This window comes from Methanobrevibacter sp. (assembly GCF_045541095.1).
Lineage (GTDB): Archaea > Methanobacteriota > Methanobacteria > Methanobacteriales > Methanobacteriaceae > Methanocatella.
Genome location: NZ_JAZQIJ010000101.1, coordinates 1 through 11,861, shown reverse-complemented (window position 1 = coordinate 11,861; position 11,861 = coordinate 1). Strand labels below are relative to the sequence as shown.

General features: G+C 32.8%; 11 protein-coding genes. 5 read left to right on the top strand and 6 right to left on the bottom strand.

The annotated features are described in order from the left end of the window. Window positions 1–110: 110 nt before the first annotated feature. The gene (locus tag ACKI2P_RS04455) at window positions 111–1,568 is read left to right on the top strand and encodes a sodium-dependent transporter (protein ID WP_407375401.1); all 1,458 of its coding nucleotides are present in this window, start codon (window positions 111–113) and stop codon (window positions 1,566–1,568) included. 36 nt (window positions 1,569–1,604) lie between these two features. Here the strand turns inward: ACKI2P_RS04455 and ACKI2P_RS04450 are convergent, their stop codons facing one another. Beyond that, a complete protein-coding gene (locus tag ACKI2P_RS04450; RefSeq protein ID WP_407375399.1) occupies window positions 1,605–3,164 on the bottom strand; it encodes a flippase in 1,560 nt (519 codons plus the stop codon). A 107-nt stretch (window positions 3,165–3,271) separates the two neighbouring features. Between ACKI2P_RS04450 and ACKI2P_RS04445 the strand changes: the two genes are divergently transcribed. Genes ACKI2P_RS04445 through ACKI2P_RS04435 form a run of 3 tightly spaced genes read left to right on the top strand, consistent with a single transcriptional unit; the run spans window position 3,272 to window position 6,496 of the window. Beyond that, complete coding sequence (locus ACKI2P_RS04445; protein WP_407375397.1) at window positions 3,272–4,372, top strand: oligosaccharide repeat unit polymerase family protein; 1,101 nt, start codon at window positions 3,272–3,274, stop codon at window positions 4,370–4,372. Next, window positions 4,369–5,439: a hypothetical protein gene (locus ACKI2P_RS04440; RefSeq protein ID WP_407375395.1), complete on the top strand. Its 1,071-nt coding sequence runs from the start codon at window positions 4,369–4,371 to the stop codon at window positions 5,437–5,439. Before ACKI2P_RS04445 ends, ACKI2P_RS04440 begins: the two co-directional genes overlap by 4 nt. Window positions 5,440–5,473: 34 nt before the next feature. Further along, window positions 5,474–6,496, top strand: a complete 1,023-nt coding sequence (locus tag ACKI2P_RS04435) for a hypothetical protein (protein WP_407375394.1) — start codon at window positions 5,474–5,476, stop codon at window positions 6,494–6,496. A 318-nt stretch (window positions 6,497–6,814) separates the two neighbouring features. Here the strand turns inward: ACKI2P_RS04435 and ACKI2P_RS04430 are convergent, their stop codons facing one another. Together ACKI2P_RS04430 and ACKI2P_RS04425 are read right to left on the bottom strand one after the other, a co-directional pair. Next, window positions 6,815–7,372 (bottom strand): SIS domain-containing protein, encoded by a 558-nt coding sequence (locus ACKI2P_RS04430; RefSeq protein WP_407375392.1) that lies wholly within the window; start codon window positions 7,370–7,372, stop codon window positions 6,815–6,817. Between the two features lie 142 nt (window positions 7,373–7,514). Further along, complete coding sequence (locus ACKI2P_RS04425; RefSeq protein WP_407375390.1) at window positions 7,515–7,694, bottom strand: hypothetical protein; 180 nt, start codon at window positions 7,692–7,694, stop codon at window positions 7,515–7,517. A gap of 126 nt (window positions 7,695–7,820) precedes the next feature. On the opposite strand from ACKI2P_RS04425, the gene ACKI2P_RS04420 reads away from it, so the two are divergent. Next, complete coding sequence (locus ACKI2P_RS04420) at window positions 7,821–9,923, top strand: SIS domain-containing protein (protein WP_407375388.1); 2,103 nt, start codon at window positions 7,821–7,823, stop codon at window positions 9,921–9,923. Window positions 9,924–10,008: 85 nt separating this feature from the next. Here the strand turns inward: ACKI2P_RS04420 and ACKI2P_RS04415 are convergent, their stop codons facing one another. The 3 genes from ACKI2P_RS04415 to ACKI2P_RS04405 all read right to left on the bottom strand — a co-directional run bounded on the left by ACKI2P_RS04415 (window position 10,009) and on the right by ACKI2P_RS04405 (window position 11,709). Next, on the bottom strand, window positions 10,009–10,452 hold the full coding sequence (locus ACKI2P_RS04415; protein ID WP_407375386.1) for a hypothetical protein: 444 nt from the start codon (window positions 10,450–10,452) through the stop codon (window positions 10,009–10,011). Next, window positions 10,445–10,957 carry a Panacea domain-containing protein gene (locus tag ACKI2P_RS04410; RefSeq protein ID WP_407375384.1) on the bottom strand — a complete coding sequence of 171 codons (513 nt, stop codon included), beginning with the start codon at window positions 10,955–10,957 and terminating at the stop codon, window positions 10,445–10,447. Before ACKI2P_RS04410 ends, ACKI2P_RS04415 begins: the two co-directional genes overlap by 8 nt. A 575-nt stretch (window positions 10,958–11,532) precedes the next feature. Then, window positions 11,533–11,709 carry a hypothetical protein gene (locus ACKI2P_RS04405; protein ID WP_407375382.1) on the bottom strand — a complete coding sequence of 59 codons (177 nt, stop codon included), beginning with the start codon at window positions 11,707–11,709 and terminating at the stop codon, window positions 11,533–11,535. Window positions 11,710–11,861 lie beyond the last annotated feature (152 nt).

The following is an 11,861-nucleotide window of genomic DNA, read 5'->3' as shown; positions in this document are numbered from 1 at the left end:
ATAAGTAATTTTTTGTGCAATTCATCCATGACCTAAGAGGTCATGGTATTCTTGCAATATTTTTGATAAAATATAAATAATTTAAATATTTTACGATACAATATTAATATATGAGCGAATATGCACAGTGGGATTCGAAATGGGCATTCATTTTTGCAATGATTGGTGTTGCAATAGGCCTTGGAAACATCTGGAGATTCAGCTATGTAGTCTACTCCAACGGTGGAGGGGCATTTTTCATCCCATATTTTGTAGCAATAGCTGTTATGGGAATTCCATTTCTTATACTGGAGTACGGCATAGGATTTTCATTCAAGCGGTCGTTTTCGGAAATACTTAAAAAGATTAATCCGAAATTTGAATTCATAGCGTGGATACTTATTTTTTCAATCACGATTGTTCTGATGTACTATATGGTAATCATCAGCTGGGACATGTTCTATATAGGAAGCAGCCTGACATTCGGTTGGGGAGGCGATACTGCACTATACTTCGTGAAGAATGTCGGCGGAACAGAAAACCTATCATCATTTGGAGAATTCTTCATCCCGGTTGCAATATGTGTCATTATAAGCTGGGCGGCCCTATGGTTCATATCACACAAGTCCATCGACAAGGGAATTGGACTTGCATCCAAAATCATGATTCCACTGGTTTTCATAATTATGGCTGCCATTGTCGTATACTCACTTACGCTACCTGGGGCATTCATCGGAATCGATGCGCTGATTAAACCCAATTGGGCAGGACTTCTTGACATAAACATATGGCTTACAGCATTTTCACAGATTATATTCTCACTCGGAATGGGTGAAGCCCTAGCATTAACCTATGCGAGCTATCTTGCCGACAATTCTCAGCTGACCGACAATGTGCTATTTATAATCGCATCAAACTCAAGTTTTGAGATATTCACCGCATTTGGAGTATTTTCCATATTAGGTTATATGACTGCAACATCAGGAGTTCCCCTAACTGAAATTGTAAGTGAAGGAACAGGACTTATATTTGTAGTATTTCCAAAAATCTTCAATCTGATGGGTGTGGCCGGACGCATACTTGCACCCCTTTTCTTTATAGCAGTATATTTTGCCGGAATGACATCTTCATTCTCATTTTTAGAAGTTGAAATCGGAACCATTTCAGCAAAATTCAACATGAGCCGAAAAAAGACAGCAACAATATTGTGCATTATCGGATGTGCAGGTTCAATGATTTTCACCTGTGGAATGAGCAGCTATCTTGTAGGAATTGTCGATTCTTTCATCAACCAGTTTGCAATACTTCTTCTGGTTGCGATTCAGTGCATCATCTTCGGATGGTATTTCGGTGCAGAGAAGCTGATACCTGTATTGAACGAAAAGTCAAGGATAAAAGTGGGATCACTATGGGTAAATGTAATAAAATACGTGCTTCCTGTCCTGATTGTAATAATGTGGATTATTGGAATCATAAATCTGTTCATGAGCTCCAATTCATTTGAAATTACAGTTGATGTTCTGATAATGGTGGCAGTCGTAGCCGTGTCAATCATTTTTTATAAAATCAGAACTCCAACCAACAGCTGATTTTTTTCACATGCTCTCTGTTAAAACATTCAAAACTTATTCTTCCATTTTATATATCAGTTCCTTTTTTACAATATAATCAACTAGTTTAGGAGTATATTTTTTCAGTATAGGAATTTTATTCATATACTGACTGAAAAAGCTTATATCACGTTTTGTTAAAACTTTTAACCTTATTAATGATACGATATAAACGGAACTGCCAATTAAAATTCCTACAATCAAACCGATTAATGTTTTAGGAATTATGAAACAAACTGCCATCAAAATCAGATTGCAGGCCAATACCAGGAATATATTTTTCCAAGGAATTGATATTTTGGTAGTTCTAATTACAAACAGCATTATGACAATCATCAATATTCCTGTGGTTATTGTTGTAGCTATGGCAGCACCAATAATTCCCATCATTTCTACAAAAACCGCATTCAATGCAACATTCATTACAGTACCTAAAAGCAGAATATACATCGGCAGTCTGGGATTTCCGGTACCCTGAAGTATGCTGCTGCTAATCATATATACGCTATAAAAAGACATTCCTATTACTAAGATACTTAAAACTCCTGATCCTGGAGAATAAACGTTTCCAAACAGCAGCTGAATAAGAGGCATGCTGAACATGCTTATAATTACACACATCGGAATAACTGTAAGAATGCAATATCTTAAACAGTCCACAACATATTCCTGCAATAATTTCTGATTTTTTAAAACATAAGCTTCCGCTGTTGCAGGAAGCAATACTGTTGAAATTGAAAGTGAAATAACTAATGGAATTCTTGAAATAGGGTCAGCAGCATTATAAAACCCTACATCGGTAGATAACATTAAAACACCTATGACCAATGTGCCAACATCATAAATTGCCATTTCAGATAATGCAGTAATAGCTACAGGCACTGCAAAACAAATCAACATCCATAACAATTTTAATTCTTCTTTAAAACTTAAATTCAATGAATCCTGTGAATAAAACATTGGACTGATAAATTTTTTATACAATAACACTGCAGTTACGGCCGAAACTATAAAACCGAATGCTCCTCCCAGTACAGCCCCCATGGCATATAATCCGCAATAAACAAATACGACTGCAAAAACAATTGTTGCCAGTTGTTCTGCCATCCTATTATATACAGTGTATTCATTTTTATAAACACCCTGAAATGCGCCTCTCATAGCTCCTACAATTACACTAAAAGGAGTTATTAGACTAACAGCCCTTAATGGCCATACGACCATAGGTTTGTGAAATATTTCATTTGCAATAAAATCTGATGAAAATAACAGTATAATGCTCAGCAATATTGCCATTAAAACCATGAACTTGGTTGCAGTATAAATAACTTGCCTGGTCAATGCTTTTTCATCTTTTGCATTGTATTCCGCAACATATTTTGATATTGCCGGAGGCAAACCGCCAGCAGATAAGATTTGGAATATTCCCTGAAACGGTAAAGTTAATCCATACAACCCATATCCTTCCGGTCCGAGCATTCTACTCATTAATAGTCTATTGATGTAACCTCCTACTCTAAAAAGTAAGTTACCTATTACTAAAATGAAACTATTCTTAAGTACCTTATTAGACATATTCTTCACTTATTGATTAAAATAAAATGTTTATATAACTTTATAAAAATATAATTATATATTTAGTATTTATTTTAGGCTAATTAACTATTTTATGGTAGATGATAATGGATTATAAAAAATATGATATTTTTTCACCAATGGTTTTTGTTCTATTGGTTATTGTTTATTTAATAGTTTCACAAGTAGCCTTTCATTATCATTTAAACAGGTTAGTTGGTGTTGATTTATACACTATTGGCGTAATATTCTTAGGACTTGCATTTTTTATCCTGGGAATTGTATTATCGAATTATTTTCTTAAGAATAAGGAAATTACTCTAAAATCTGAAAAAGTAGATAAAATTTTCTCGGAGCGTCTGGTTTTATCATTGGTAATAATCGGAATATTACTTCAAGTAGTGAATTTAATATATTTGGGCGGAATTCCTCTATTTAGCGGCTATCTTAAGGCACGCGCTGCAACAAGGATATGGCTATTAAGTTATCTGATCTTTTTGCCTTCGATTAATATTCTGCTTGCAAAATATGATAACAAAAAATATTATCTGCTGTTCATATTGGGCTTATTGCTGTTTGTATCTACCGGATACAGGACAACCGCAATGGCTATTGTAATAAGCGTATTGATAACATTGTATTATACTAAGGATTTGCCTTGGAAATACTTGATATTATCCATAATCGCCATATTTATATTGCTGGTGGCGGTGGGATTTATTGCGGTTAAATCAATTGAATGGCAAACCTGGAGGTCAACTCCAATCGAACTGTTATTCTATAGAGCAGGATATACTTTACAGGTCCTGGACCATGCAGCATTCATGCAGGGCAGCACCCACGGCCAATTATTATATAATACCCTGATGGGATTTTTTAAATCTTCAGATCCGAGGGTGATTGTCGGCTCAACAACATTAGGTTATGCGCATTCAACAACCTCAACCATTTTCGGACCGGCGCTGCTGGATTTCGGGTTAATTGCCATGCTAGTGCAAATGACAATCTTAGGAATTGTAATTAATCTAATTTATAAAGTACAGACCAATGTCAAAAGCATTTTTATTGGATTGTATGCAATATTGATGGCACATTTAATAATATGGATAGAAACCGGCCCTACCGATTTGGTCGTGATTTTATTCTATTTAATTTCAATAATCTTATTAATTTATCTAGTTACTATAAAAAAGGTGGAAAATAAATGAATATCGCTATTGTAGCAGAAACGGCTCCTGCAAAATCTTTAATTCCAGTCATTGAAAAAATTGATGCAAATATTTTATCCTTAACCCATAGTGAAGGGGCAATGGAATTATTGGCCCCTTACAGTAGCGAAATTTATTCCATAGGTGAAGGGCGTAGGAACACATCCAAAAAAAGAAGCAATTTCACAATCGCCAAACTGGTTTTAAAAGACACTATCCGCACATATAAAGCTTTAAAAAAACATCCTGTTGATTTAACAGTGACTTGTGGAAATGCAGGGGATGTGCGAAAAGGACTCGCAGCATCAAAAAAATTAAAAATACCCAAACTTCACATAGAACAGGACATTTATAATCCTATAGAAATGATGGCCTATGCGGATTTAATCACCGTTCCAAACAAGACCGCCATGAAACAGCTGGAAGAGCTGTATGACATTACAAATACTGTAAATATAAACGGATATCCTCTGGCGGAATACGTGAGCAGAGTTCCGATATTGGAAGCTGAAAAAATATATGAACAGTATCAGCATGATGATTTTTATGTTCTTTTTTTAGGCGGAGATACAAGAGCTTCAGACATTCCTGAAATAATTAAAGAAGTGGAAAAAATAGATAAAACAGTATTGGTCATCCCATACAGATTTGAAACATCCGCTATAGCTCCCCATATCACTAAAGACAATATTTTTATTATTGAGGGTTATGTGGATATGATTAGTCTGATGAATGCTTCACAGGGAGTGATTTACTGTGCCGGAATGGGAGTGACAATTGAAGTTGGCGCTTTAGGAGTTCCCGCAGTAAAAATTCTGGGTTTCCACACCCAACATGCAAGTAACGATCTGGCTTCGGAATTGGGAATAAATGTCGCATCTGCACATGATATAGATTATGCCGTTTCCAGGATGAGAAAACCCCAAGGTAAACGTTTAATTAAAAATGGCTGTAAAGCAAGCCTTAAAGTAGCTGAATTAACTGCAAGTATGGACTTATTTGACCAAAATTGTGGTGGCTTAAGTAGTTTAAGGAAAATCTGGAACCATAGAAAACAGTACCGATAATATATTCTTAATTATCCTATAGGAGATATTAAATATGAGTTTACTTGAAAAAGCAACAATTCTTCATAAAAGACATTTTCTCAATTGGCATGCAATTAAATCCTATGATGACGAATATGAATTATTAAATATTGCATTAAATGACAATAGATGGTTTTTACAGGGTTTTGCCCTTAATTTAGTAAATAAAGATTTTGATTTGGGCGATATTGACATAACATTAGATGCTCCCACCCCACAATATTATTTTAATCGCTTCAACAAATTTCCTTTTAATTTTGACTACTCTAAAGATTATCCAAAGTTTTGTGATGAAATATACTCCAAATTTAAAAAACACCCAAAATATAAATCAGAATATGTTTGGGAATTTGCAAAAATAGTTTTAAAAGAATTATTGGAAGAGGACAATGGTAAAAATTTAGATAAAGTTGACAATGATAAAGCATTAATTGAGATTGCCCTAACAACATATAATGAAGACCTGAAATATAAAATTATCCATAGATATGGTTTTGAATTATTTTCATATATGGCAAAACAAAGATTAGGATACAATATTTCAAAAGCATACCTTAAAAATTATCTAAATCAAAATACCTTAAAATATATTGCTCTTAATGATCCCAACAAATATGTTACATTAAAAGCAATTGAAAATATAAGTGATAATAATCTTTTATATGAAATATTTGAAAAAGCTAATATTGAAATTAGAATTAAATGCATATACAATATGACCGATTCAATGATGTTAAACAAGCTTTACAGGGACGATATGGAAAAACACAATTTACCCTATTCACTATTGCGGAACAGATTAGAAAAAGTCAACAATAATAAAATTAAAATTAAACCCCCAATTAGTCATTCTATTTGTTTAAACGAAGTAGATGCACTAATTAAAAATGCAATTTTTACCAATGAGTCCATTTTAGAATACATTATAAATAATTCATCAAAACCACTTCAAACTCAAGCATCAAATAAACTTAAAAATGAATATAAATTATTCAAAAAGGATATGAAAATAATTGCTATCAAAGAATTAGAATAGTTTGACTCCCCAGTTTCTACAACATCTACATTTCACCATCTATCAAAAAGCATTTTAAAGAAGATAGAATTGATTTAATTTAATTTTAAATAGTTATTATGCATATTAACAAAATAATTGATAAAATTAATGAAATAAAACATCATAAATAGCAAAAACAAAAGATTAAATGAATTAAGTTTTAATTACTTTTAGTTACAAAAATAGAAAACTTTATATAGTAACAAAAAGTAGGGCATCGAAAAATCATGTATTTACTTTCTTATCTAAATTTAAGCATGAAAAATTTCACTTATGAAGTAAGTGTAGTTTTAAATTTTATTTACAACCAGATATTCTGTTTGTCATTTCAGAAATAATGGCATCCAGAATTACCAAAGCGGTCAATTCAAAGGCCGTGCCTAATGGGGTAAGTGAAGTATAGTTTCCATGAATCTGGCGCTTCATGTAATTTTCATCATCCATTTCCTGATTTATTCTGCCTTTGACTGTAATTACGACATCTGCTATCATGCCTAAACTGGATTCGGGATATGATGTTATACCTAATACTTTAGAACCTCTCCCTTTTGCAATTTTTGCAGCAGAAACTATTGTATTGGTCTCACCGGAACCGGAAATGGCAACAAGACAGTCATTTTCACGAATTGCGGGAGAAATGGTTTCGCCTACAACATATGTACTAAAGGCAAGATAGGTCAATCTCATTGCAAATGATTCTGCAACAAGCCTTGATCTTCCAGCACCGACTAAATAAATGTTATCAGATTGAATGAGCACATCTTCAAATTCATTTAATGATTCTTCATCCAGATATTCCTTAGCACTTTCTATATTATTCAATATCGCATCAATAACATTATTAACTATCTCCATTCTCACCAAATCCTAAACTCAATATAATTAACTATGGTGGGGAATTTATTTATAATTAATGAAATTCGAAATCGGGCGTTTATCTATTGCTGTGTCGGGCCTTCAGTGCCATGTGTTTAATTGAAGGCAGGGCTGATTATTGTTAATGTTGGCTGTCAATCCCATCGTTTAATGTGGTCTGGCTCACATTAACATCACCCCTATTGCTTTTCAAATCCGATTTGAATTTTGGATATATATCAAATGGTTTGATTGTGGTGTTTTTGGAAATCCCTGCCGTTAATCTTAGAGCTTCAATCAGGCCAATACCAAATTCAAACAAAAAAGGGTAGGGATAAGACGGTTAATTCAGACATTAAATAATTGTTTATATAACCATTCAAAGAAATATACTTATAGGACTGTTAATTTTTAGCATGATTGAAACACTGGATTTGAGGGTTTGAAAATGTCTGAACTTGAATATATGAAATTGGCATTCGAAGAAATATTGTGGGCAATAAACAGAAATAAGTCTGTTATCAGAAGTCAGGAAAAGTTCATCGATGAGTTTTGCAGAATTATCTTATCCGCTTCAAATAGGAGAATTTCAAAGGAGGCAACTAGAATTTTCATTGCAGGTGTGGGAATTTCTAATTTGATTGCAAAATCATTTTCAAAGTCATTGATGGATTTGGGCTTTGTTGTATATATCTTTGGCGAACTCAATATGCCGCCATTAGGGAATGGGGACATTATCATTATAATTTCCAAATCCGGCAAGTCCAATTCTGTTACTCAGATAATTGAGGATTCCAAAATCGATGATATTGCTTTTTTAGCGGTATGTGGTAATGCCGATTCAGATTTGGCTCGAAAATCAGATGCAAAAATCGTTACCAAACATACACCTCAAAGATTAGTTTATTTAAGTGATGATGATGTTAAATTTTTCATCGAATCATTGCCTGGAAGTTTAATTAATTTTGAAAGTGATTATGAAATTAGGGAAAATATTGAATACTTGCCTAAGAGATCCACAGATTTGGCCGACAGATATCTTAATAAGTACATTAATAAGCTGCCTATTGAAATCAGGGGCATAGCTAATATTTACCGTCCGTTGGAATTAATCCTAAAGGGTGTATCTTTTGATTTGTCTTCATTGGTATTGCTTGATTCGGTAATCGTAAGGTTGATGTACTGTTTAAATCTGCGTGAAAATGATTTAATGGAGTATCATGATGTGTTCAACAGCATAGGATATTCGTCTTCATCCTCAAAAACTCCCAAATTTCAAAAAAATGGTCCTGTTGAAAGCAAACTGGTTCCGGGAGTTGGCAGAATTCCATTCCCAGCATATTCCGGAAGCGATCCGTTTATTTTTGTTAGCTATGCACATGCTGATTCGGGTCGTGTTTATCCGGAAATTAAAAGATTCTATGACCAGGGATATAATATCTGGTATGATGAAGGAATAGCGCCGGGAAATGAATGGTTGAGTGATATTTTGGAACATCTCAAGGCATGTGATTTGTATATAATTTTCGTAACGCAGAATTCAATCGATTCAATCAACGTTAAAAAAGAGTTCAAGTATGCCATCAACAAAGGAAAAAACATACTGCCGATCTATCTGGAAGATTTTGATGTAATTGAAATGGATGACGAATGGGAATATGAGCTGCACAACATTCAGGGGATATTGAAAACAACATTGGATGAAGAGGAATATGTCTATAAATACACTTCTGCATTAAGCCTATTCGGTTTTAAAATCAGAGATTGGGGTGGTGATGATTCCCGCCCTGTTATGATAAAGGACAAAACTTATAGGGAATATGGAAGAGGTGATTTTGTTGATTTGGATTCAAGCGAATATGAGAATAATTCAGCCAATAAGATTAATGTTTTGGCTTTTGATGAAATTTTAAAGAATGTGGACAATACGTTCAATGTTATCGATGCCCAATCTGAAGCCATCTGTAAATTCCGGGATGCAATCATTAAGGCAAAAACCAGAAGGGTAACATATCGTCCAAATAGAATTTTTGTTGTTGGTGTGGGTGTGTATGAGTTAATCGTTAAGGATTTTGCTAATAGATTGACTCATTTAGGATTCGGGGTTTATGTCAGTGGGGATTCTAATTGCCCTCCAATTTCTCGTAATGATGTTGTTATTGTTATTTCACAATCCGGCAAAGTAGGTTCACTTGATGATCTTATTGGTCAGTTAAAGTTGATGAACGTTAGGGTGCTGTCGGTTTGCGGAAACAAAAATAGTACATTGGCTAACTTGTCGGATGTTTGCATAGTTATTGATTCTCTGCCTCAAAAATATTATAATCTAAACTTTGATGAAGATTACGATGACATTATTTTCGGTCTGCATCCTGAATTATCCGAATTGCATGATAAAGACAGTCCTTTGGAATTGATATTAAATGGCAGCGCATTTGAAATATCTGCCAGTGCATTTCTCAATGCGTTGATTATTGAGTTAATGTTTAAATTGAATTTACGTGAAAGGGATTTAAAACATTATCATGATGTTTTAACTTCGTACATTTAATTTTAGTAACTGCCAGTAAATACAAGAATAATTGTATACAATATAAATCCAGTATTTTTTTGTAGTTGATTCATATTCATTATCATTAATAGGAATTTAAATATGATTCTTCCTGTTCATATAATTCATCACTGATTTCAATTTCTTTAACGAATAATTCGTTTATCCGATTCTTATCGGGAATTTTCTTTTTATTCTTATGGAACAGTTCGACAAAAATAAATTTACTTTCTTCTTTATCAAAGAGGAATGTTATTCTGAAACCTGAATTTACACCTTTATTTATTCCTTCACAACGGAACTTTTTAATAATGAATGCAGGCACGTTCACATGATTCTCTAAACCTGCCATGCGCATACAAACATGGGATTCAAATTTATCGGATTCCGAAAGATGTTGAATTAAAATATCATACAAGAGTTTAAAGTCGCTTTTAATTGTAGGGCATTGGTGCCTGGCGAAAGTTTTTTGAAACTCTTTTTTAAATTTATGATGGTATTCAAATGTGTAACCCTTGTACTCAGTCATCGTACTCCCTCACAGAATATTCAGGATCCCTATAAAAGACAGCTTCATAATTTAATATTTCGCCATCTTTTGCTAATCTCCAAGGAATATCACCGTGAGAATATTTACTTATCTCTTCAGAGTAGAAATGAGAAAGTTTATTGATTGTATCGTCCATTACTTGAATCTCATCAGAGGATAATAAACTGATATCAGGGTCGGTTAATGAGGAATATTTATATTTTAAATAATTTATAACACGTTCGGAACTCTCAGCTATTTTTCCTTCATCAATTAATTCGCCAATAGCTTCAAAAAAGTGTGAAGGAACTGGTCCCATTTGTTTTCTAATATAAGTTTCACCGCTAATCGGTTTTTCATATTTCTCATAATTATCAAAATCAGAAAAATACAATAATTTATATAATACAACCCTAGCAAAATTATCCTTTGTGTGACATCTGCTGATAATGTAGTGTATCATTGATTTAAATTTTTCAGAGTCATAACTTATATTATCATTCATTTAAAAACCCCATTACAGTTTTAAACATTGCAAAAATAATTTCACAGTATAATATATGAAACCGAGCATATAAATAATATCGTGTAACCAGTTTTAATATCTCATTCAATACCTTGAAGTTAATTATTATTGAAATTTTAATAATAATTAGTTTATAATCGTTTAAATATCTTTTTATTTGCTTTTAGAACAATTTTACAATATTAAATCAATTTTACAAACTCAAAACAATTTTTAAGAAAAGTTACTAGATTACAAAACATTTGAAAAAATGAAGAATTGAGTAAAACTTCAACTTGTGCAAAAATTGCACCTGTTAAAAAAAAGAAGGTAATCATCAACCAACATGAATTTTTTATTTTTAATTAAAACTATTTAAATCACAAAAATAAGTAATTTAATAAATTTTAAAAAATTAATCATCAACCAAAAATATCTTAATCATCAACTAACAATATCTTAAAATCGATGTTATTTCAACAAACATTTGTTTCAAACATCAACCAGCGCATATATATTGCAGTGCAAGGGAAAAAACTTTTAAATCCCCAACCATTAATGATAATAATATTCCATTAACCTGGTGCACTTGCAGAACCTTCAACGTATGTATCAGTTGTAGGAGTTAATTTTATATTTCCATTTTCGTCTTCCATCCAAATATATCCAACATCATCTGAACTTTCATTTAAATCAGAAACAGAGTCAGAAAAGGAATTTGATAAAGAAATTAACCAACTAATATTAAACAAACTATTAGAATGGCACTGTCTAAAATTGTCATGATGTAGCTTCGATTTTTTCTGTGTTGATTTGATCTTTGAAGTTTTTTGATTGTTGAGTTATAACGTTTCTTTCTGTCCAACGGATTTTTTGTAGTCGTATCCAACGTATTAATCCTTCT